The sequence below is a fragment of the Nannocystis bainbridge genome (assembly GCF_028368995.1).
In the GTDB taxonomy this organism is placed as follows: domain Bacteria; phylum Myxococcota_A; class Polyangia; order Nannocystales; family Nannocystaceae; genus Nannocystis; species Nannocystis bainbridge.
In genome coordinates this window covers 208,965-229,390 of sequence record NZ_JAQNDL010000003.1, presented here as the reverse complement: position 1 = coordinate 229,390, position 20,426 = coordinate 208,965, and the positions used below count along the sequence as shown (strand labels likewise).

General features: G+C 71.5%; 20 protein-coding genes and 1 pseudogene. 9 read left to right on the top strand and 12 right to left on the bottom strand.

Going from position 1 to position 20,426, the window contains the following annotated elements; all coding sequences use genetic code 11:
• The 3 genes from POL25_RS26380 to POL25_RS26370 form a co-directional block, all read right to left on the bottom strand.
• Positions 1-453, bottom strand: coding sequence for a response regulator (locus POL25_RS26380; RefSeq protein WP_272088963.1), 453 nt, complete (start codon positions 451-453; stop codon positions 1-3).
• A complete protein-coding gene (locus tag POL25_RS26375) occupies positions 450-1,940 on the bottom strand; it encodes a sensor histidine kinase (RefSeq protein WP_272088962.1) in 1,491 nt (496 codons plus the stop codon). Before POL25_RS26375 ends, POL25_RS26380 begins: the two co-directional genes overlap by 4 nt.
• A 500-nt stretch (positions 1,941-2,440) precedes the next feature.
• Positions 2,441-4,888, bottom strand: coding sequence for a hypothetical protein (locus tag POL25_RS26370; protein WP_272088961.1), 2,448 nt, complete (start codon positions 4,886-4,888; stop codon positions 2,441-2,443).
• Between the two features lie 295 nt (positions 4,889-5,183).
• Here POL25_RS26370 and POL25_RS26365 point away from each other — a divergent pair, with 295 nt between their 5' ends.
• Both POL25_RS26365 and POL25_RS26360 read left to right on the top strand, forming a co-directional pair.
• Positions 5,184-5,894 carry a hypothetical protein gene (locus POL25_RS26365; RefSeq protein WP_272088960.1) on the top strand — a complete coding sequence of 237 codons (711 nt, stop codon included), beginning with the start codon at positions 5,184-5,186 and terminating at the stop codon, positions 5,892-5,894.
• A 110-nt stretch (positions 5,895-6,004) separates the two neighbouring features.
• Positions 6,005-6,289 (top strand): annotated as a pseudogene (locus tag POL25_RS26360) (plasmid stabilization protein); the annotation flags it as partial.
• Between the two features lie 322 nt (positions 6,290-6,611).
• On the opposite strand, the gene POL25_RS26355 reads toward POL25_RS26360, so the two are convergent.
• Both POL25_RS26355 and POL25_RS26350 read right to left on the bottom strand, forming a co-directional pair.
• A complete protein-coding gene (locus tag POL25_RS26355; protein WP_373372113.1) occupies positions 6,612-7,079 on the bottom strand; it encodes a DUF2243 domain-containing protein in 468 nt (155 codons plus the stop codon).
• Complete coding sequence (locus POL25_RS26350; protein WP_272088957.1) at positions 7,070-7,279, bottom strand: hypothetical protein; 210 nt, start codon at positions 7,277-7,279, stop codon at positions 7,070-7,072. The genes POL25_RS26355 and POL25_RS26350 overlap by 10 nt, the downstream gene beginning before the upstream one ends.
• Before the next feature lie 96 nt (positions 7,280-7,375).
• Between POL25_RS26350 and POL25_RS26345 the strand changes: the two genes are divergently transcribed.
• Entirely contained in the window at positions 7,376-8,059 is a 684-nt protein-coding gene (locus POL25_RS26345; protein WP_272088956.1) for a UdgX family uracil-DNA binding protein, read from the top strand.
• Positions 8,060-8,068: 9 nt separating this feature from the next.
• Here POL25_RS26345 and POL25_RS26340 read toward each other — a convergent pair whose 3' ends face one another.
• From POL25_RS26340 to POL25_RS26325, 4 genes are all read right to left on the bottom strand, one after another.
• A complete protein-coding gene (locus POL25_RS26340) occupies positions 8,069-9,283 on the bottom strand; it encodes a lanthionine synthetase C family protein (RefSeq protein ID WP_272088955.1) in 1,215 nt (404 codons plus the stop codon).
• Between the two features lie 163 nt (positions 9,284-9,446).
• Positions 9,447-10,820: a hypothetical protein gene (locus POL25_RS26335; RefSeq protein ID WP_272088954.1), complete on the bottom strand. Its 1,374-nt coding sequence runs from the start codon at positions 10,818-10,820 to the stop codon at positions 9,447-9,449.
• A gap of 16 nt (positions 10,821-10,836) precedes the next feature.
• A complete protein-coding gene (locus POL25_RS26330) occupies positions 10,837-11,079 on the bottom strand; it encodes a hypothetical protein (protein WP_272088953.1) in 243 nt (80 codons plus the stop codon).
• Positions 11,080-11,299: 220 nt separating this feature from the next.
• Positions 11,300-12,265 carry a helix-turn-helix transcriptional regulator gene (locus tag POL25_RS26325; protein ID WP_272088952.1) on the bottom strand — a complete coding sequence of 322 codons (966 nt, stop codon included), beginning with the start codon at positions 12,263-12,265 and terminating at the stop codon, positions 11,300-11,302.
• A gap of 93 nt (positions 12,266-12,358) precedes the next feature.
• Here POL25_RS26325 and POL25_RS26320 point away from each other — a divergent pair, with 93 nt between their 5' ends.
• Both POL25_RS26320 and POL25_RS26315 read left to right on the top strand, forming a co-directional pair.
• Positions 12,359-12,853 carry a hypothetical protein gene (locus tag POL25_RS26320; protein ID WP_272088951.1) on the top strand — a complete coding sequence of 165 codons (495 nt, stop codon included), beginning with the start codon at positions 12,359-12,361 and terminating at the stop codon, positions 12,851-12,853.
• 420 nt (positions 12,854-13,273) lie between these two features.
• A complete protein-coding gene (locus tag POL25_RS26315) occupies positions 13,274-13,603 on the top strand; it encodes a hypothetical protein (protein ID WP_272088950.1) in 330 nt (109 codons plus the stop codon).
• A 302-nt stretch (positions 13,604-13,905) separates the two neighbouring features.
• Here POL25_RS26315 and POL25_RS26310 read toward each other — a convergent pair whose 3' ends face one another.
• Both POL25_RS26310 and pdxR read right to left on the bottom strand, forming a co-directional pair.
• The gene (locus tag POL25_RS26310; RefSeq protein WP_272088949.1) at positions 13,906-14,736 is read right to left on the bottom strand and encodes a hypothetical protein; all 831 of its coding nucleotides are present in this window, start codon (positions 14,734-14,736) and stop codon (positions 13,906-13,908) included.
• Positions 14,737-14,939: 203 nt separating this feature from the next.
• Entirely contained in the window at positions 14,940-16,376 is a 1,437-nt protein-coding gene (gene pdxR / locus POL25_RS26305) for a MocR-like pyridoxine biosynthesis transcription factor PdxR (protein WP_272088948.1), read from the bottom strand.
• A gap of 139 nt (positions 16,377-16,515) precedes the next feature.
• Between pdxR and POL25_RS26300 the strand changes: the two genes are divergently transcribed.
• The 4 genes from POL25_RS26300 to POL25_RS26285 all read left to right on the top strand — a co-directional run bounded on the left by POL25_RS26300 (position 16,516) and on the right by POL25_RS26285 (position 18,628).
• Complete coding sequence (locus tag POL25_RS26300) at positions 16,516-16,887, top strand: GNAT family N-acetyltransferase (protein ID WP_276594513.1); 372 nt, start codon at positions 16,516-16,518, stop codon at positions 16,885-16,887.
• 1 nt (position 16,888) lies between these two features.
• Positions 16,889-17,506 (top strand): FMN-dependent NADH-azoreductase, encoded by a 618-nt coding sequence (locus tag POL25_RS26295; RefSeq protein ID WP_272088946.1) that lies wholly within the window; start codon positions 16,889-16,891, stop codon positions 17,504-17,506.
• On the top strand, positions 17,503-17,934 hold the full coding sequence (locus POL25_RS26290) for a carboxymuconolactone decarboxylase family protein (RefSeq protein WP_373372112.1): 432 nt from the start codon (positions 17,503-17,505) through the stop codon (positions 17,932-17,934). The genes POL25_RS26295 and POL25_RS26290 overlap by 4 nt, the downstream gene beginning before the upstream one ends.
• Before the next feature lie 142 nt (positions 17,935-18,076).
• Positions 18,077-18,628: a hypothetical protein gene (locus tag POL25_RS26285; protein ID WP_272088944.1), complete on the top strand. Its 552-nt coding sequence runs from the start codon at positions 18,077-18,079 to the stop codon at positions 18,626-18,628.
• A 106-nt stretch (positions 18,629-18,734) separates the two neighbouring features.
• On the opposite strand, the gene POL25_RS44530 is transcribed toward POL25_RS26285, so the two are convergent.
• A complete protein-coding gene (locus POL25_RS44530) occupies positions 18,735-20,126 on the bottom strand; it encodes a monooxygenase (RefSeq protein WP_272088943.1) in 1,392 nt (463 codons plus the stop codon).
• Between the last annotated feature and the right edge of the window lie 300 nt (positions 20,127-20,426).

Below are 20,426 nucleotides of genomic sequence, written 5' to 3'. Positions count from 1 at the left end.
TCAGTCCGCGGCGATCTCGACGATCTCGAACCAGTACTTGCGCAGGACCTGCATGACCTCGACCAGCGAGTCGAAGGTGACCGGCTTGACGATGAACGAGTTCACGCCGAGGTCGTAGCTGCGATAGATGTCGATCTCGGCCTTGGAGGTGGTGAGCACGATGATCGGGATCCGGCGCAGGTCCGGGGTCTCCTTGATCTCGCGCAGGGCCTCGCGGCCGTCCTTGCGCGGCATGTTGAGGTCGAGCAGGATGACGCCCGGGCGCGGCGCGTCGTCAGGGTTGGTGAACTTGCCGCGCAGCAGCAAGTAGTCGATGAGCTCCTCGCCGTCCTCGACGAAGCGGATGTCGTTGGCGAGGCGGCTCTCCTTGAGCGCCTCGGCCGCCAGCATGCGGTCCTCGGGGTCGTCGTCGGCGATCAGTATAGTGATGGGACGCTTGCTGTTCGACTTCATGGGTACTGGTGCTTCCTCTCCTGACGAAGCGGGAGTTCGACGACGAAGGTGCTGCCCTCGTCGGGGTTGCTCTCGACCCGGATCGCGCCGCCGTGCTGTTCGCAGATCTTGCGGCACACGGCCAGGCCGACGCCGGTGCCCTCGTACTTGCCGCGGCTGTGCAGGCGCTCGAAGATGCCGAAGATCCGCTCGTGGTACTTGGCGTCGATGCCGATGCCGTTGTCGGACACGCGCATGACCATGGTGGTCGGCTTGCCGCGCGCGGGCAGCTCCTCGGCCGTGATCTTGACGGTCGGCGCCTGGTCGGGCCGGCGGAACTTGATCGCGTTGCTGATGAGGTTCTGGAACAGCTGCCGCATGTGCATCGGGTCGGCCTCGATCTGCGGCAATGCGCCGGCCTCGACCTTGGCCTCGTTCTCCTCGATGCGCACCTCGAGGTCGGACAGCACGGCGGTCAAGATCTTGTTGAGGTTGACCGGGGCGTGCCGCTGCTCCTTGGTGGTGAGGCGCGAGAACATCAGCAGGTCGTTGATCAGATCCTGCATGCGCTTGGCGGCCTCTTGCATGCGATTGACGTAGTCGCGCCCGGGCTCGGGCAGCAGCTCCTCGTACTTCTGGCGCAGGCGGTCGCTGAAGGCCTGGATCTTGCGCAGCGGCTCCTGCAGGTCGTGCGAGGCGACCGAGGCGAACCGCTCGAGCTCGCGGTTGCTGCGCTCGAGCTGGATGGTGTACTCGCGGATCTGGTGCTCGGCGGCCCGCCGCGCCTCCTCGGCCTGGCGCTGGCGGGTGAGGTCGCGGGTGACGAGGACGGTGCCGGTGACCCGGTCGCCGTCGAAGATCGGGCCGAGACGGCTCTCGAAGGTGCCGTGGGTGTTGTCGGGGTAGAGGACCTGGGTCTCGTAGGTGAGCGTCTCGCCGGTGGCGACGACGTGGGCGAACCGCTGGCGCAGGGCCGGCCGCTCGTCAGGAGCGATGGGGGTGAACATGCTCTCGGGGCGGCCGACGAGCTGATCGGTGGGGATGCCCGGGACCTCGCGGTTGATGGTGAGGACGACGCCCTCGGTGTCGGAGGTGACGACGAAGTCGGGCAAGCAGTGGACGAGCGCGTCCCAGCGGTGCCCGATCCGCCGCAAATGGTCGCGCTCGCCGTCGTCGAGCCAGCGCTCGCGGGCGATCAAGCACACGTAGCCGGATTGCGGGGCGCGCACGGCCCGGAGGTGGGCCAGGCGGTATTCGCCGTTGCCGGCGCGCAGGCGGGTGTGCAGATCCTGCGGCTTGCCGTCGCCGGGGAGGTCGCCGAGCCAGCGGCCGAGGTGCTCTGCCTCCTGCGGAGGCAGCAGACCCACGAGCGGCCGCCCCACCAGATCGTCCGTGGTATGGCCGAAGGCCGGCTGCCAGCTGTCGTTGACGCGCGTGACGAGGCCCTGCGGGTCGAGCAATACGGCAGGGTCGAGGGTCATGGCAAAGATGGGCTCGTGATAGCTCATGCGCGGCCGCTCTCCATCGAACCCCGGGATGATGCCCCGAAGCCGCGAAGCGGCGCAACATTGCGCGATCGCGCAGCGGGCGGATGCGAACGGCCCGGATGCGACGTGCTCCCATATCGGCGACTCCGGGCCCACGCGGGAAATCACCGGGGCATGAGGTCCGGCGGGATCGTCGCGGAGTCGGCTCGAGCGGGCAATCGCCGCGGCTCGTAAAAGGTCTGCCGGGATTTTCGCGGACAACGTCACAGGGCTCGACCGCGCTGAATCGGAGGGGCCCCGGGGTCGCGAGAACACGGTTATTTCCCCGGAAGGCCGTCGGGTATGGCGATTCGCCGGTGAGCCCCCGGGGTGGGGCAGGGTGCGCGAACGCCGTCGGCGTGCGGGGCCTCGGTGCCGGGCGCGAGCGTGGTCGGCGACGTTCCTTTTAACCGGCAGCGACGGTCGACGACGAGGCGCGCCAGACGCACGCGACGTCGTGAACGTGGGTGCTGTCGTGCCAATCACCGGAGGTGGGCGATCCCCACCGAGGAGACGCGAGCCTCGGGGGGGCCGGCCTCCGCGATCGTGCCGCCGAACCACAGGCCGTCGCCGGCCAGCGCCGACGATTCGACGTAGATGGCCGTGGCCCCGCCGCGCAGGCTCTCGAAGCTGGTGCCGTCGTAGACGAAGACGTTGCGCCGCTCGGAGCCGGGCCAGGCGAAGCCGGACGCGACCACGTATTGGCCGCGGGCCAGCAGCGAATAGAAGGCGTAGCCGGCGTCGACGGGTCCGGGCTCGGGGGTGGCGACGTCGAGCCACGAAGTGCCGTCCCAGCGGGCCAGGATCGGCCGTTCGGGGGTGCCGTCGTCGGCGGTGCTGGCATAGATGGCACCGTCCTCGGCGTAGGCGACGGCGAGCACGCTGCCGACGATGCCGGGGCCGAGCGGCTCCCAGACTTCGCCGTTCCAGTGAGCCACGCCGGCGGCCGGGAAGCCCTCGAATTCGCTGAAGTAGCCGCCGACGACGAGCTGCACCGGCTCGCCCGCGGGGGTGGTGCGGAACGCGAGCGCGGCGACCCGGCCATTGCTGGTACCGAGAGTGATCAGCGCGTTGCCGTCCTCGCGGGCGACGAAGCCCTCACCGCCGCCGCCGGCGGCCCACAGCGCGCCCGCCGGATCGAAGCCGACGGTGGCGACGCCGCCCTGGACGAACGAGGCGCCGAACAACTGCCATGAATCGTCGACGAGGCGCAGGACGCCGCCCTCGGGCGGGAGGTCGCCCTCGGGCGGGAGGTCGCAGCCGAGCGCGGGCACGCCGGCGCCGTCGACCGCGAGCTGCCAACAATAGGCCTCGGCGGGGATCGGCGGGCCGACGGGGACCCAGGCGTCGCCGTCGCTGCGCAGCACGCGATTGTCGACCGCGAGCGCGCCGGCGTGGGTCACGCCGCCCATGACGTGGACCGCACATTCGCGGCCGCCGACGGCGAGCGAGCGGGTGGAGCCGGAGAAGCCGCGGCCGGGCTCGCCCTGGGCGATCCATTGATCGTCTGCGTCGAGCTCGATGACGCTCTGCGACGGGACGCCGTCGACGCCGGCGAACGAACCACCGAGCAGCAGGCGATCGCCGGCGGCGAACAGGCGCTGGTGCTGGGCGTCCCACAGCGCGTCGGGGCCCTCGTCGCCGCACTTGAGCGGGGTGAACCACGCCGTGCCGACGCCGCTGGCGGGGTCGGCGAGGGCCTCCCAGGCGCCGCCGGCCCAGCGCGCCAGGCCCGGCGCCGGGATGGCGTCGGGATCGTCGGGCACGCCGCCGGCGGCGGTGAAGCAGCCGGCGACGTGGAGCTCACCTGACCGAACGGCCAGGTCGGAGACGACCCCGCGGAAGCTCGGATTGGCGAGACCACCGGCGACCGACTGCCATGATTGGCCGGACCAGCGGGCGATGCCGCCGGTCTCGACGCTGTTCTCGACCGAGAACAGGCCGCCGGCGTAGAGGTCGCCCTGGCCGTCGCGCGCCAGCGCGTACACCGTCGCGTCGGGCAGGTCGAAGGCGGTCCAGGCGGCGCCGTCCCACGCGGCCACCGATTGCGCCGCGACGCCGCCGACGTTGGAGAAGCGGCCGCCGACCAGCAGGACCTCGTCGTCGACGGTGAGCTCGAAGGCGCCGAAGCCGACCAGCGCGCCGCCCGGCGGGGCGTGCCAGTCGACGCCGTCGTACACCGCGAGGTGGGGCATGGCAGGCTCGCCGTCGAGGGCGAACACGCCGGCGACCCACAGCTCGCCGTCATACCACGCCATGCTGCGGACCGCCCCCTTGAAGGTGGCGATGACCTCGAAGCCGCCGCCGTCGGCCAGCAGCAGCTCGCCGTCGCGCTGCATGAGGTCGAACGGGAGGGCCGAGTAGGTGGCGAGAGCGACGCGACCGCCGTCGTCGGCGGCGACGGCCGAGAGCGTGGGCCGCTCGAGCGCGACGTCGAGGCCCGGGTCTTCGATCCACCCGCTGCCGTCGTGGCGCGCGAATGGCTGGACGCTGTCCTTGCCGATGTAATGGAAGTAGCCGACGGCGAGCAGGTCGCCGTCGGCGTCGCGGGCGAAGTCGTAGACCTTGGGGGTGAGGCCGTCGTAGCCGGCGAAGCCGGAGATCGTCAGGTCGTCGTCCCAGGCGCCGTCTTCGACGAGCGCGGCCGGGAGCGGGAGCTCGTGACAGGCGAGCGCAGGCGGGTCGCCGGTCGTGGTGTCGGTCGTCGAGCTGGTCTCACCCTCGCTGTCACCGGTGGTCGGTTCGACGTCCGTGGTGGGCGTCGTCGTGGTCGGTATCGTCGTGGTCGGTTCGCCGACGGTCGCGGTGGTGCCGGTCGGATCGGTGCCGGCGCCGTCGGTGGTCGAGGCGTCGCCGTCGTCGCCGCAGGCCAGCAGGCCGACGCCGGACCACGAAATCATCATCATGCCAAGGAGAGGTCGCAGGTGCATGGGCTTGCCATAGCATCTGGGGCCCGCTCGCCAAGCTTGATTCCGTGTGCGGTCATTCGCGCACCGTGCGCTCGGGCGCTCGGGCCCTGGGGTGATTGCGATGATTCATGGATCTCGATCGGTGAATCACCTGGGTTTGATTGTTAGGTATGTGTGCACTGCGGTCCTGATGGGCCTGGGGCCGCGAGGCCGCGTGAGGAAAGCGCTGGACGGGTCGAGCTCGCTGATTCATGCTCGCGCAATGCGACTTGAAACTAAAAGCTTGGTGTCGAGTGCAATTCGCGGTTCTTGCGCAGTGGCGCTGGTGCTCCCGACCGGCTGTCCCGACAAGGGCGGCGAGTCGGCGTCGGGCAGCGAGACGAACGCGACGAGCGGGGCGCCGACGACGGGCGAAGCGATGACGACGACCGCGACGACGACCGCGGCGACGACCGAGGCGAGCGCGACCTCGGACGCGAGCACGGCGGAGCCGACGACGGCGGGGCCGACCACCGGCGCGACCACCGGCGAGCCGCTGTGCGACCTCGAGAAGGCCGACTTCGAGGCGTCGTGCGCGTCGCTGTGCGAGGTCTTCGGCGGGTGCGACCCCGAGGTCGATCCGGCGGCCTGCGCGACGAGCTGCGGCCAGGACCGCCTGGTCAAGGACACGCCAGCGTGCCTGTGCAGCGCGACCGCCTGGAACGACTGTCGCGCGGCGCTCGACTGCGACGGGCTCGCCTCGGTGGACCTGCACTCGGACACCCCGTGCTTCATCGAGGGCGCCAACTACCTGGTCCGCTGCGGGGACTGCCTCGTCGCCCCCGATTTCATCGCCCCCGACCAGTGCACGACGCTCGTCGAATGTCCGGACGTGCTCGGAGTGTCGTTCGTCTGCTCCGGGGGCACGTGTCGCTGCCACGACGGCGAGCAGGAGTTCGCCAGCTGCCCCGATCGGGGCCTGTGCGCCGGGCAGGACGCGGCGGCGTTGAACGCGGCGGCCAGCGAGTGCTGCGGGGTCGATTTCTGATCGGTCGTCCCGCACGGCCGCGATCGGTCGCGCCCGAACGTCGGGCCGGGTGTTGCCGCGGCCCGCGTGTGTGCCACCTTCTCGAGCGAATCGGCTGAAGGAGACCCACGATGGCACGCGGAAGCAAGGACAGTTACACCGACAAACAGAAGCGCCAGGCCGAGCACATCGAGGAGAGCTACAAGAAGCGCGGCGTCGGCGAAGAAGAGGCCGAGAGCCGGGCCTGGGCCACCGTCAACAAGGAGACGGGCGGCGGCAAGAAGTCCGGGAGCGGCCGCGGCAAAAAGGTCAGCCGCTCGTCGTCGCGCAAGGGCGGCCGGATCGGCGGCAGCAGCCAGTCGGCCAAGAAGCGCAGCGAGGCGGCCAAGAAGGGCTGGGAGACGCGCCGGCGCAAGGCCGCGAGCGGGGCCAAGAAGACCAGCAAGAAGGCCGGCAAAAAGGCGAGCAAGAAGGCGAGCAAGAAGACGGCCAAGCGGACCGCGGCGAAGCGGCGGTGAACGCGACCGTCATGAGCGGCGAGCGGGCGAAGGCCGAGCTCGCCGCGTCGCGGTGAAGTCGAGGTCGGCGGGCCACGCGATCCCGAGGTGCGAATCGTCGGACCCGGACGAGCCCGGTCGGGCTCGTTCACATTCATGGCACTCGGCGGCAGAGCCCGGTTCGAATCATCGTACCCGCGCTCCGGCGAGCGCGGGCAGAGGGACCGGAAGGCGAGCGCGCTCAGCGGCGCGTCGGGCAGACGAGGGCGATGCCGAGGGCGATGCCGAGCAGGCCCGAGCCGAGGAACCCGAGGTCCCAGGCCAGCTCGTAGGCGCCGGGGTGGACGTGGTGGAGATCGAGGATCTGGTGATCGATGAGGCCCTCGACGAAGTTGAAGAGGCCCCAGCCGAGCGCGAGGCCGCCGAGCAGGGTGCGCCCGCGCCACGGCACGTCCTCGCGGCCGCCGGCGCGCCACAGCAGGGCCAGACCGACGACGGTCATCAGCCAGGTCAACACGTGGAACAGGCCGTCCCACATCATGTTGATCTTCATCGCCACCAGGTTGTCCGGCGGGAGCCTGGCGCTGAGCATGTTGTGCCACTGCAACAATTGATGCAGCAGGATGCCGTCGACGAACCCGCCGAGGCCGACGCCGAGCGCGATGCCGGCGGCGATCAGGGGCCCGTCATGCTGTGAATTCATCGCCATCGCGTGACCTCCCGGCTCGGCTCGCCGCGGCCGAGGCGATACACCAGAGCGATCACCGCCGAGGCGACCAGGAACGGGGCGGCGACGCCGAGGGCGTACAACCAGCGGTCCGGGTCGGCGGCGATCGCGGTGCGGGCGGCGCGGACGGGGGCGCAATCGGGACAGGCCAGCGATTGCACGAATGCGACGAGCGCGAGCATGGCCGCTATGTAGCACCGGATCTCCGGCGAGCACGCGCGCCGATAAAGGTGAGGCGCGGAAAAGCGCATCGTGGCAATCTGCACCACACTGCCCGCATGCACGACGACGACGACGAGGTGACGGGCAGCGCCCGGGATTTTCTCCCGCAGCGGCTGTCGCTGCCGAACCTGCGGTCGGCGGCGCGTGGCTGCCACGGCTGCCCGCTCTACCGCGACGCGACGCAGACGGTGTTCGGCGCCGGACCCAGCGGCGCCCGGGTGATGCTGGTCGGCGAACAGCCCGGCAACGACGAGGACATCGCCGGCGAGCCGTTCGTCGGCCCCGCGGGCCGCGTGCTCGACGAGGCGCTCGAGCAGGCGGGGATCGCCCGCGACGACGCCTACGTGACGAACGTGGTCAAGCACTTCAAATGGGAGCGCCGCGGCAGCCGGCGGCTGCACAAGAAGCCGGGGGCGCGCGAGGTGAAGGCGTGCCTGCCGTGGCTCGAGCAGGAGATCGAGCTCATCCGTCCGGAGGTGCTGGTGTGCCTGGGCGCGACCGCGGCGCAGGCGCTGCTGGGGCGGGCGTTCCGGGTGACGACGATGCGCGGGCGACTGCTGGCCGACGAACGCGTGCCGCAGGTGCTGGCGACGGTGCATCCGTCGTCGATCCTGCGCCAGCCGACGGCGGACGATCGGCGGGCAGAGATGGCGAGGTTCGTGGCCGACCTGGCGGTGGTGGCAGAATCGCTGCAGGCGAGGCGCGGGTCGGGTCGGCGATCGTCGGCGGCGCGTGGATGAGGGAGCGCGTCAATCGAAGCTGTCGAGGCTCGGCAGGTCGTGGCGCTCGTGAAGGCAATGCCACACGTAAAGGGCGACCCCTGGATCGCCGGTCCACAGGGTGTAGCGGCCGCGGCCGTGGTCCTGACGCATGCGCTCGCTCTGGCCGATCGCGTGCATAGCGAACGCCCGGGCGCGCGCGAGCCACTGCGCATCGCCGGTGCGCCGATGCAGCTTGAGGAAGGCGTAGCCGTTGCCCGCGGTGCCGTGACACAGGCCGGCGCCCTTGCGCAGCGGGCCGGCGTTCCAGGTGGCCTGACCGGCGGCGAGCAGCAGCGCGTCCATCTCGGCGGACTGGCCGGCGGGGAATTCGTTCACCGCGGTGATGATGCCCGGGGCGCCATGACACCACTGGAGGAGCAGCTTCTCGGGCCCAGGTCGCGGCGGGCCGAACTCCGGCGGCCAGTTGGCGGCGTCGCCTTCGATCCTCGCAGTGTGGCGCAGGGCCTCGACGCAGCGCGCGTAGAGCTGCTCGCGTCGCTCGGGCGCGAGCCACTCGCGGGCGCGCAGCAGCGGGTAGACGTTGCCGGCGAAGCCGTGGCCGGCGCCGATGAAGCGGTAGACGTGGCCGTACATGTCCTGCGTCCACAGGTGATGCGTGGCGTCGTCGCTCGGGGTCCAGGTCCGCCATAGCTGCTCGACGTTGGCGAGGAACAGCTCGCGCCAGCGCGGCTCACCTGTCCACTGGAACATGTGCCAGGCGCCGAGCATGGTGCCCGGCGCGGCCCACAGCGCCTCGTGGGTGGGGTTGGGGATGTTGGCGGTGATGGCAGCGTGGAGCCGCTCGGCGGCGGCGGGCTCGCGCGTCAGCTTCCACTGGACGAGCAGGATGCCGACCTCGCCGAGATAATAGGAGGGCACGACCTCGCCGACGTCGGGCGCGGCGAGATAAGCGGCGTGGACGCGAGCGATGTGATCCTCGGGGGCGAACGGCAGGTCGGCCGCGCCCTCGCGTGCGAGGCACCACAGAGCCCACAGCACGCCGGCGGCGCCGAGGTAGAGTGATTTATAACAACCACCGGCAGGAGAGGGGCCGTCGACGTCGAGCGGGTGCTCGGGCCAAAAGGCGGCGGGATCGAAGTTGGCGGCGAGGTCGGCGACGATCGTGCGCACGGCGGCACGGGCCCGCTCGGGGTCCCAGGCCGTCGTGGTCAGTGGCTCGTGGCGCTCCGGCTCGAACAGCATGGCGCCGAGCGTAGCACCGCGAGGACGCGAGGCGGGCGTCGATCGCCTGCAGGGCGGAGAACGCGGAGCTTGGTTTGCTCGATGTCGAGGGCAATGGTCGGCGTGGACGATTCGCTCTCGGACGCCGACGACTGCTCCTCGACTTGGCGAGCCCGAACGATCGTCACTCCTGGCAGAGCGTCTGCGCCATGGATGCGCAATGGCCCTCGACGCAGACGAGCGAGGCGCAGGCGAAGGTCAAGCCGTCCACGGGGCAGGCCTCCCCCGCGGCGCCCGGGCGCACGCAGGTGTGGCTAGCGAGGATGTCGCACAGGCCCTCGGAGCAGGCGAAACCGTCGAGGTCCTGCGCAGCGCAGCTCTCCCCGAGGCCGGGCGCCGGCAGGCAGTGCTTGTCGACGCAGTCCGCGTCGTCGCAAGTGCACGCCGTGCCGAGTGGGCAGGAGCCGCCGCCGATGCAGCTCTCGTGCTCCGCGAGCAAGGGCACCTCGGTGACGCTCGCCTGTTCGTCGGCGCATGTCCCGTCGACGCACACGAGCGAATGGAGGCAGGCGCCGAACGATTCGTTGCACGCCTCGCCTCGCTCCCCGCGCGGGGCGCAGCGGTTCCCGCCGTAGAAGTCGCAATAGAGGCCCTCGACGCAATCGAAGGCGGTCGAGCACGGCTCGCCCGTCGCCCCGAGCGCGGGCCTGCAGGTGAAATCGGCCGGCTCGTCGCAATTCGCGAGATCGGCGCACACGCACGCCCCGTCGCCGCAAGCGTGCACGTCCAGTCCGCCGCACTGCGCGCCGGCGCCGAGGTCGGCAACGCAGACGGACTCCTCGCAATGACTCCCGGCCGCGCAAGCCCGTTCGCTCAGGTTGTCGAAGTCGATCTTCGTCTCGTCGCACGCCTCGCCGAGCGCGGCCCGAGGCTGGCACGTGCCGTCCACGGCGCAGAACGCGTCGGCGCCGCACGATCCCTCGCTGCAAGGCGCGGGCGGGGCCACGCAGGTGCCCGGGCAAGCGTCGCCCTCGAACACGCAGGACAGGCCCGGCGCGCAGTCGGAGACGGTACCGCCGTGGCAGGCCTCGCCCTCGCCGAGCGTGCCGGCGAGGTACCGCGAGCAGCTCGGATCGCTCCCCAGCCCGTGCGTGACGAGTTCGCCGCAGCTCGCGGCCGCGAGCGCCGCGATGCACGCCTCCACGGCGTCGGGGTCGAGCTCGATGTTCGGCAAGTCGAGCAGCTCGCCGACAGTCTCGCACCGCTGCTCCGCGAGGCAGTCATCGACGCTGCCGGGGTTGTTGTTGACGATCGCGTGTCCGCACGCGACCTGCCGCTCGCACGCCTCGCGCATGAGGTCGCAGGCGAGGTCGACCGGATCGACGGACTGCTCGGTATCCCCGCCGGTGGGGTCATCGCTGGTCGAACCGGCGGTCGGATCGCCGGTCGCATCGGTGGTCGAGCCGTCGCCGGAAGCGCTGGCCGAGGTGGCCGAGGTCGGACCAGGGCACGCGGGTAAAAGGATGGCGAAGCAATAGAGGGCGCGAAGGGATCGCATTGGAATGAACTCCGAATCAGGGCGACCCGTCGCTGCCGGTCGTATCACCGTCAGCGTCGTCGTCGCCGGTTGCCAGGTGGGTCGTGTCGCCGTCGTCGATAGGAGGGGCTATCGCTCGTCGCGGGATTCGTGGAGATCGCCGTCGTCGCTGCTTGCCAGCGACGGGCGGGTCGTCGGTGTCGCCGTTCGGACCGGTCGGGCTCGTCGTCACTGGCGAGGCCGCGGCCGTGGTGCCGGAGGCGGTGTCGTCGTCGTCCACGTCGTCCCACGCCGCAATTTCGGGGGCGAGGACGAAAGACGTGATGGAGGGCGCGTGTGCATGACGGTCGCATCTCCAGCAGCGCCGATTCCCGTCGAAGAATTTTTCGGCCTCGTGCCGCTCGCCCTCGCGCCCGCCGCGCTCCTGTTTTTCCCGGGCGATCGGCCGACGCGGCGTCGCACTCGCTCGGGTCATGGAGTTGCTCAGACCCGCCCGATCGTCAGGCGCGATACAGCGTCGCCATGCGTGCGGCAGTGTCGGCCAGGGCGCGACGGAGTTCCGGCGGGTCCAGGACCTCGGCCTCGGCGCCGAGGCGCAGCAGGTCGCGGGCTGCGTGAGCGATCGACTCGATCGGCACGGTGACCTCGGCATGGCCGTCGGCGACGCAGGCCACGCCGGAGGCGATACGAGCCTGCTCCGCGCCGAGGCTGGACAGCCGCTTCAACCCCTCGTGGGTCAGGCGCAGCCGCGCTTCCCCGGTGAACAGGTCGCGCTCGAACCGCTGCGACGTCTCGGCCCACCAGGCGGCCAGATCGAAATCGGCCGGCCGCTCGAACCGCTCGTCATGGACCGCCAGTTCGCGGATGTTCGCCACTCGATAGGTGCGTACGCCATTGGCCGCGCGCGGCCGGGCCGCCAGATACCACGCGCCGCCCTTCAGGATCAGGCCCAGCGGCTCGAGCTCGCGCTCGACCGGCCCCTTCCAGCTCTCATAAGCGACGGCGATCCGGCGCTCGTTCCAGATGGCCTGGGCGATGGCGGGCAGGCGTTCGGCGCCATCGGTATGCTGATACCAGCCGACGGGATCGAGGTGGAACCGTCCTGCCAGCCGCTCCGCCGCCGCCTGGCGCTCGGGCGGCAAGGCGGCCAGCAGCTTCAGCTGCATGGTCGTCAGCGATTCGGCGAAGCCCATCTGCGCCGCCGGCCCGGCCAGCCCGCCCAGAAACAGCGTCTCGGCCTCGCCGTCCGTCAGGCCGGTCAGCCGCGTGCGATAGCCGTCCAGCAGCTGGAACCCCCCAGCCCGCCCGCGATCCGCATGGACCGGCACCCCGGCGGCGCTGAGTTGGTCGATGTCGCGATAGATCGTGCGCACCGACACCTCGAACTCGGCGGCCAGCGCCTCGGCCGTCATCCGCCCCCGGGTCTGGAGCAGGAGCAGGATGGAAAGCAGCCGGCTGGCGCGCATTGTTCGAGGCTAGCCGATAAATCCTGACACGGGATGACAGGTTATGGGGCTTATGCCTCCTGAACGGGCACCAAGCCCATGGAGGAACCTGTCATGACCACCGCCGCCCTCGCTCCCTCTGCCTCGCCGGCCGCCCACGCCTTCCACTTCATCCACGGTCGCTGGACCATCGCCAACCGGCGGCTGAAGACCCGCAACGCCGGCGCCGCGGACTGGGACGCCTTCCCCTCCGCCTCGACCTGCGAACCGCGTCTGGGCGGCGCCGCCAACGTCGAGGAAGTCGTTTGTCCCGCGCGCGGCTGGACCGGCATGGCCCTGCGGGCGCTGGATCTGCAGACGGGCCAGTGGTCGATCTGGTGGCTCAACAGCCTCGACGGCCAGCTCCAGCCGCCCGTGCGCGGCGGCTTCGACGGGGGCGTCGGCGTGTTCGTGGGCCCCGACATGGATGGCGACCAGCCGATCCTCGCCCGCTTCATCTGGTCCGACATCACGCCGCACAGCGCACGCTGGACCCAGGCCTTCTCCTACGACGGCGGCATGACCTGGGAGACCAACTGGATCATGGATTTCACCCGGGCAGAGTCCTGACGCGAGCGGAGTCTCCGCGCGCGGCCAGTGGGCTGCATCGAGCTGTCGCGGGACGCCGCAAGGCGTAGATTGAGCCGTGGGGAATCTGCGACCGCTCATTCTGATCCTTCTCGTCGCCTGCGCGGGCCCGTCCGGCGGCACGAGCACGACCGAGACCGACTCGTCGGGCGCCAGGCCGAGCACGACCGAGACCGACTCGTCGGGCGCCGGAACGAGCACGACCGGGAACGGAACGACCACTGAGAGTCCGACCGGCAGCGGCAGCCCCAGCGAGACCACGTCACCCCTCCACTGCGAGGCCGATGCGCACCCCGGCCCCGAGGTGCCGCTTCGATGTGCTGCGTGCATCGAGGTCGACGACGAGCCGGGTTTCTGCGCCAACGGTGTCCTGAATCCGGGCTGTGTCGACGGCCTCTGGAAGTGCGTCGAAAATACGATTCCGGTCGAACTCTGCCCGTACCCGGGGCGCGCGGACCCGCGGGCAAGGACCACCGATTCATCGAGCTGCGCGCACGCTTCGAGGACCCCAACGTCGGCAAACCGACCAACAGCCGCGGCTACAAAGAGCTGGCCCGAGAGCAGCTCGCGGCCTTGGCTCGCAACCACTTCGGCGGCACGACGAATTCATACGAGACACGCGTGCGCCCGCGCTACCTGCACATCGACGAGCGAGACGTCGGCGGAAACTTCGCCGGCGACGACGCCCACCTGGACCTCGAGCGCATGAAAATCGTATGGGGCGACGACTGAGCACGCGGCCCAAACAGCACAATTCGACCCGAGATCACCGATCGGATCGCCGCCGACGCGACAGAGTCGCTCGATGCAGCTCGTGGTCGCCAGCCGCGGAACGAATCGTTCCGACGGATTGCACGATCCGACCAATCTCGGAGCAACGACGAGCCCGTGTTCGCTCTGGTCGTGCAGGGCGAGGAGCAGCTTGTTGCGGCCGCCCTTCGCCCATGACGCCGTCCAGGCGCTCCCCGACGGCCGGGCCCGCGAGCGCGCCCGCGCGGAGCGCATCGACCGGACTCCCGCGTGCAGCTGTCCGCTCACCTGGGCGCGCGACGGGCGTCGAGTCCGCCCTCGACCACGAGCGATCTGCAGAGCGCGAGCGCGGCGTCCAGCTCGGCCTTCTCGAGGTACCCGCGCGTGTGCTCGGCCGAGCACATGAGCGCCTGGTCACGGCCGTCGAGGCACACCGTGGTGCCGATCGAGGTGTCGCGCTCGACCCCGTCGATCACGTTGCCCGACCCCGAGACTCCCCCATCATCGTAATCATTGCAGGGTGGCGTCACCCACTTGCCGTCGACCTGCGTCTGCGAGCGCGCCGAGATCGAGAGCTTGACGATGAACCCGGTGTTCGCCGACGGCGACCACTCCTGGCGGTTGTTGTCGTCACGCGCGAGCCGGTAGTCGGGGGGGAGGGCGAGCGTGTAGGCCACCCCGCCGATCGCGTGCGACGTCGGCCCGCCGGCGGATTGTTTGCTCGCGCCGGGCTCGAACGCCGCCCCGACTCGACCGAGCACGGACCCGAACTCCCGCGTCGGGAACCACAGCACCAGCCTGCCGTCCTCGATCCGCGCCCGGTAGCTCTCCTGGATGCGCATCCCGCCGCCCTCGAAGGCCAGCACGAGCTCGTCGCCGGTCAGCGTCCACGTGCCGTCCATCGAGATCCCCGTGCGCGCGCCGCTCACCAGTTTGCCGGCCGGGAGAAAGGTCTTGTACATGCCGCGGTTCTCCTTGCCGAGGCAGGTCGCCGTCGACTCCTTGTCAGTGCGGCACAGCACCTCCCACTCGCCGAGGATCTCCTCGGCGAGCGGCCGCGATGGACCGCCGCTGCAAGCCACGACGAGGATGAGCGCGCTCAGGAGCCTGGTCACGTGCGGGACTCTACTGCGTTCGTCCACGGGGGTACAAACCGGCACCGCCGGGACGCCGACGCCCCGGCGACCGCCCTCGCGCTCGGCGCCCGCGGCCAGTCCCTGGCGGTCGCCCTCGCTTGCTCGCGTTCCCGGTCTGGTTCGCGCTCCGACCCGCGCCTGTCGAGCAGGCTTGCCCGGTGGTGGAGACGCTCCAGCGCCGCTCATCCCGCGCGACGGCGCGGCGGCGCCGGGCGCCAGGCTGCCCGCAGCTCCTCAGCGAGGGTGCGCGCCGCGGCTGGGCTGGCGACGTTGGTGAAGCCGAGCAGCAGCCCCGGCTCGACTGGCTGTTCGTGCTGCCAGTCGCTCATGGCTTGCAGCGCCAGGCCTGCTCGGTCGGCGGCGCGGGCGAGCTCGCGGTCGTCGGCGCGGCCCGGCAGGCGCACGAGCAGGTGCATGCCGCCCGCTTGCAGCTCGACGCGGAGGCGCGCGCCGAACACCGCGCGCAGGGCATCGACCACCGCCGCCCGGCGCCGCGCGTAGAGGCCGCGCATCTTCTTCACGTGGCGGGCGAAGTGACCCTCGCGCATGAAGTCCGCGACGACCGCCTGGACCAACTGCGGGCACCCGCCGTGGAAGGCGGCGCAGGTCGCCTCGAAGCGGGGCACGTCCCGCTCGGGGACGACGACGTAGGCGAGGCGCAGCGCGGGCAGCAGCACCTTGCTGAAAGTGCCGGCGTAGTAGACCACGCCCTCGCGGTCGAGGCTGGCGAGGGCCGGCAGCGGCCGGCCCTCGTAGCGGTATTCGCCGTCGTAGTCATCCTCGAGCACCCGGGCCCCGGCCCCGGCGGCCCAGGCGAGCAGCTCCAGGCGGCGCGGCAAGGCGAGGGCGACCCCCAGCGGGGCTTGATGCGACGGGGTGACGACCGCGAGCCTGGCCCGCGCGGCGCAGCGGCGGCCCTCCGCGACGCGCAGGCCCTCTGCGTCGACCGGCACCGGCACCGCGCGCGCGCCGTGAGCCTCGACGAGCAGGCGCGTCGGCGGGTACCCGGGATCTTCGACCCACACGGCGTCGTCCAGGCGCAGCAGGGTGCGCGCCACCAGATCGAGGGTGTGGCGGTAGCCCGCCGTGACGAACACCTGCGCCGGGGCGCAGCGGAGGCCGCGGGAGAGCGCCAGGTGGGCCGCGATGGCCTCGCGGAGCCGCGGGTCTCCGGCGGGCGCGGGGTAGCCGTCGTCGAGCCGGGTCGCGTCGCGCAGCCGCCTGCCCGTCAGGCGCGACCACAGCGCGTGCGGGAAGGCGTCGAGCGCCGGCAGGCCGAGCTGGAAGGGACGCACCGATCGCCGGTCCGGCAGCGCGGCGGCCGGACCGGCCGGGCGGGGGCGGCCGAGCCGGGCCGCGTGCGGGCCGATCGCGGCCACCCGGGTGCCCGCCTGGCCCTGCGGCAGCAGATAGCCCTCGCCGATCAGCAGGTCATAGGCGGCCTCGACGGTGCCCCGCGCGAGCCCCAGGTCGCTCGCGAGGCCGCGGATCGAGGGCACCCGATCGCCGGGTCGCAGCCGGCCGGCGGCGACCGCGTCGCGGACGCGCGCGTAGATCTGTCGGTAATAGGGGGTGTCCTCCGAGGGGTCGAGCGTCAGCGGAAACGCCGTGGCGGACATGTCCCAGTGATTTTTGCAGATCTTGGACCTTCTGGCCAGGACATGGTCCTCACATACTCGCGGGGTGACGATCGCAACCGACGAGATTTTGCTGCGCCACGCGGAGCACGACGACGAGCTCCGCGCCTGCTATGCGACGATGGCGAGCCTGCGGCCGGACCTCCGGGACGCCGAGGAGCTGCGGACGCGGGTCCGTCGCCAGCATGCGCAGGGCTACCGCCTCCTGGCCGCCTGGCGCGGCGGGGAGCCGCTCGGGCTCGCCGGCTACCGCGAGCAGGAGAACCTGATCTACGGCCGCTTCGTGTACGTCGACGACCTGGTGGTGCGAGAGGATGCCCGCCGCGAGCAGCTCGGCGAGCGGCTGCTCACCGCGGTCGCCGCGGAGGCGCGCCGGCTCGGCTGCGCCCGCCTGGTGCTCGACACCGGGATGGCCAATGCGCTGGCGCAGCGCTTCTACTTCCGCCAGGGCCTGCTGGCGGTCGGTATGCATTTCGGCCGGAGCCTGGACTGACATGCCCTCGATCCTCGCCATCTACGCCAGCCCGCGCGGCGCGGCGTCTCACAGCGAGCAGGTGGGCCGCATGGTGGTCGAGCGCCTGCTGCGGCGCTCGCTCGACGCGGACCTGATCGTGCGGCGCGTCGGCGTCGAGCCGCCGCCACACATCGACGCCGCCTACGCCGCGGCGATGGCGACGCCGGAGGCGCACCACACCGCCGCGGACCGCCAGGCGCTGACGCGCTCGGAGGCGATGATCGCCGAGCTCGAGGCCACCGACCGCCTGGTGATCGCCACGCCGATGCACAACTTCACGGTGCCGTCGACGCTGAAGGCGTGGATCGACCATGTCGTGCGGGCGCGACGCAGCTTCGCGCTGACGCCCCGCGGCAAGGAGGGTCTGCTGGCGGACCGACCGACCTACGTGGTCGTGAGTGCCGGCGGCGCCGTGTCCGGCGATGGGCCCCGCCAGCCCGACTTCGTCACGCCCTACCTGCAACACGTGCTGTCGGTGGTGGGGATCTGCGACGTCCGTTTTCACATCCTCGAGAGCCTCGTGCGCGGTCCGGAGGCGGTGCAGGCCGCGGAACGACGCGCGCGCGCCTGGCTGGATCTGCAACTACCGGAGGAATGACGATGCCCCGCTACGATTACGCCGCCCTCTCGCCCGAGGTGATCCAGGGCTTCTACGCGTCCCACGCCGCGCTGCTCCGCGGTCCACTCGGCCGGCCGCTCATCGACCTCGTGTACCTGCGCGTGTCGCAGATCCACGGCTGCGCGTATTGCCTCGAGATGCACGCGAAGTCGCTGCGCGACGGCGGCGAGACGACCCGGCGCATCGACGCCCTGGCCGGCTGGCGGGTGAGTACCGCTTATACGCCGCGCGAGCGCGCCGCCCTCGAGTGGGTCGAGGCGGTGACGGACATCGCTCGCACCCACGCGCCCGACGCGAGTTACGCCGCGCTCGCGGAGCACTTCAGCGAGCGGGAGATCTCCGAATTGACCATGGCGATCGCGCTGATGAACGCGCTCAACCGCGTGGCGATCGCCGCGCGTCACTGAGCCCGGCGAGCCGTCGGCCCGCGACGCCGCGGCGACGTTCGCCCGGGGCCCCCGGCCCGCTCGTCTGCGCGACCCCGTGCCGCGAAGATCGGGGCTCGCAGCGCAGGGGACGAAAGGCGGCGCGCTCGAGATAGAAAAAGCCGTGCGCGACGATCCGCTCGCGGGCTTCTTCACCGCCGATGCCGCGGCGATCTTGCGCGCGCAGGATCGCCTGACGGCCGCCGACGAGCCCGCGCGGGCGCGGGTGGTCGGGCCGGGCGGCGGCAGCCTGGTGGCGCTGATCGACGCGACGGTCCGCTTGCGGCGGCTGCTCGAGCTGGGGGCGCCGCCGATCGTCGGCGCGTACCACCGGTCGGTGGTCCAGCAGGCGCTGCAGGCGGTGCTGGCCGCGTGGGGGGCGAGCGAGCCGCCGGCGCCGACGCTGGCGCGCGAGCTGCCGCAGGCGGGCCGCGGGCCGACCGAGGTCCCGGTGTGGCCGGTGCCGCAGACGTGGGACGCGCTGGTGGAGCCTGCGGGCCTGGCGTTCGCGGGCCCCGGGTCGGGCGGTGCTCGGCTTGCCGACGGCGAGCTTCGAGGTCGACCTCTCGACCGGGGCGCTGCCGCGCTGGTGGCCGAGCGCGGGCCTGACCCTCATGACATGTCTCGAAGGCGTCGCGCGACCCGGCCGAAAAGGCGAGCCCGATCGAGGCGCTAGCGCGCGGCAACCGACCGCAGACATGGGCGACCCAACGAGATGCAGCTCGCGTTGTTCGTCGATCGGCACCTCGTCGCCGCGGCCCGGAGGGAGGCGCTCGAGTCGCTCATCGCTCGAACCGCGGACGCTGGCTTGAAGGAGCAGATCCAGGGGCTCCTGGCGAGCGGCTGACGCCGGCCGCGAGGGGTCCATCCGCGCGGTCCGTCTCGCCGCCCGGCGTGATGTAGAAGAAGCCGATGCACATCTCGTCGTCCGTCCCGAAGCCCCACTGCGTCGTGGTGTCGCGGCTCGTGGTGTCGTAGGTGCAGGTGATCCGCAGGGTGTCACCGCCGAAGACGCGCACCGGTCGGTCGTAGAAGGCGAACCGCTGCCAGTGGAACTGATAGCGATTCACCTGGGCCAGGCACGATTCGCTGCCCGGGCGGCTCGCGGTCACGCGCAGCGCCTCGCCGAGGTTGTGCATGTGCGGCCATACGCCCCACAGCGTGTAGTCGCCGTCCATGAGCAGCGCTTCGGACTCGCTCACCGCGGGCAGGCCGGGCGGGAGCTCGAGCTCCTTGTCGGCGATCTGGCCGATGAAGGCCTCGCGCTCGACCATCGGCTCGAGCTTGAGGTCGACGGCGGTGCGATCGGGCGCGGCGCCGTTCTGCCAGTTGTAGTGCATCTGCAGCACGGCCTTGCGCCCGGCGCCGATGCGCAGCCCCGTGCCTGCCGGAAGATCGCCGCCCTTGTCGCTCGGGCCGCTGCCGACCAGCCAGCGCGACGGCACCAGAGTGTCGCCGAAGCAGGTGTAGCCCGGGCCGTCCTGGGCGGCGTCGAGGGCCGCGGCCTCCTGCTCGTCCTTCGCCGTGTCGAGGGCGTAGAGGGTCAGGTGATGGACCACGTCGGGCCGGCCGAGGCGCACCTCGAAGGCGGTGACGAACGCGTCCTCGGCGAGGCCGGGCTCGAGGATGAAGCAGCGGTAGTCGTCGACGATCGGCTCGGTCGGGGCGTAGGGGGTCGGCATCTCGAGGGTGAGGTCGACGCGATCGAGCCGCCAGACGGACGGGCTCTCGAGGGTCTCGCCGGTGGGCTCGCCCGCGGGAGCGCCGGCCTGCGCCCAGGCGGTGAGGGTGGCGATGTCGCTCTCGGCGAGCCAGGGCGCGCCGACGTAGGTGTTGCAGGCGCCGCTGTTGTCGAGGTTGAAGGGCGGCATCGTCCGCTCGACGGCGGTCCTGGCGACCAGCGCGGCGAAGGGCGCGGCCTCGTCGTAGGTGCCGAGGGCGAACGGCGCGATGCCCCCCGAGCGATGACATTCGGTGCATCGACTCGCGAGCAGCGGCGCTACGTCGCGGTAGTACGTCGGGGCGTCGAGAGCGGCCCCGGACGACGACTGGGCCGAGGCGTCGGGAGCGTGCGCCGAGGTGTCGGACGAGGCGTAGGTGGAAGTGTCGGAGGGCGCGTCGGACGGTGCGCCGGCGCAGGCGCCGACGCAAGTCCATCCGAGGTGACCTGCCACGATTGCGATGGGGTGTCGTCGCATGCACGCAGGGGAGCTCGAGTCGATGCGAGAGACAGAGGTGTCGCGCCCGCCAGAGGGTCGGCGTCCGCGAGGCGCAGGCGGTGGGGCGCCTGGAGGGATCGCGTCGCTCGACGCGGAGCGTCCGCCGAGAGGCGAGGCGCGCGGTGTCCGGTGAGTGTTCCCCGCCAGCACGCCGACACGTGCCGGCGTGTCGCCTCGACGCCGACCCGTGCTCGCACGGCTCGCGGAGCGCCCGCCTGCCGGGGCGCAGACGTTCGCGCGCGCACTTGCGATCTT

Coding starts and splice junctions, on each gene's coding strand:
- POL25_RS26355 (WP_373372113.1), bottom strand. CDS start 7,079: ATGGCGATGAATTCACAGCATGACGGGCCCCTGATCGCCGCCGGCATC.
- POL25_RS26375 (WP_272088962.1), bottom strand. CDS start 1,940: ATGAGCTATCACGAGCCCATCTTTGCCATGACCCTCGACCCTGCCGTA.
- POL25_RS26300 (WP_276594513.1), top strand. CDS start 16,516: ATGGCGAGCCTGCGGCCGGACCTCCGGGACGCCGAGGAGCTGCGGACG.
- POL25_RS26350 (WP_272088957.1), bottom strand. CDS start 7,279: ATGCTCGCGCTCGTCGCATTCGTGCAATCGCTGGCCTGTCCCGATTGC.
- POL25_RS26380 (WP_272088963.1), bottom strand. CDS start 453: ATGAAGTCGAACAGCAAGCGTCCCATCACTATACTGATCGCCGACGAC.
- POL25_RS26325 (WP_272088952.1), bottom strand. CDS start 12,265: ATGCGCGCCAGCCGGCTGCTTTCCATCCTGCTCCTGCTCCAGACCCGG.
- POL25_RS26290 (WP_373372112.1), top strand. CDS start 17,503: ATGACGATGCCCCGCTACGATTACGCCGCCCTCTCGCCCGAGGTGATC.
- POL25_RS26335 (WP_272088954.1), bottom strand. CDS start 10,820: ATGCGATCCCTTCGCGCCCTCTATTGCTTCGCCATCCTTTTACCCGCG.
- POL25_RS26320 (WP_272088951.1), top strand. CDS start 12,359: ATGACCACCGCCGCCCTCGCTCCCTCTGCCTCGCCGGCCGCCCACGCC.
- pdxR (WP_272088948.1), bottom strand. CDS start 16,376: ATGTCCGCCACGGCGTTTCCGCTGACGCTCGACCCCTCGGAGGACACC.
- POL25_RS26370 (WP_272088961.1), bottom strand. CDS start 4,888: ATGCACCTGCGACCTCTCCTTGGCATGATGATGATTTCGTGGTCCGGC.
- POL25_RS26345 (WP_272088956.1), top strand. CDS start 7,376: ATGCACGACGACGACGACGAGGTGACGGGCAGCGCCCGGGATTTTCTC.
- POL25_RS26295 (WP_272088946.1), top strand. CDS start 16,889: ATGCCCTCGATCCTCGCCATCTACGCCAGCCCGCGCGGCGCGGCGTCT.
- POL25_RS26340 (WP_272088955.1), bottom strand. CDS start 9,283: ATGCTGTTCGAGCCGGAGCGCCACGAGCCACTGACCACGACGGCCTGG.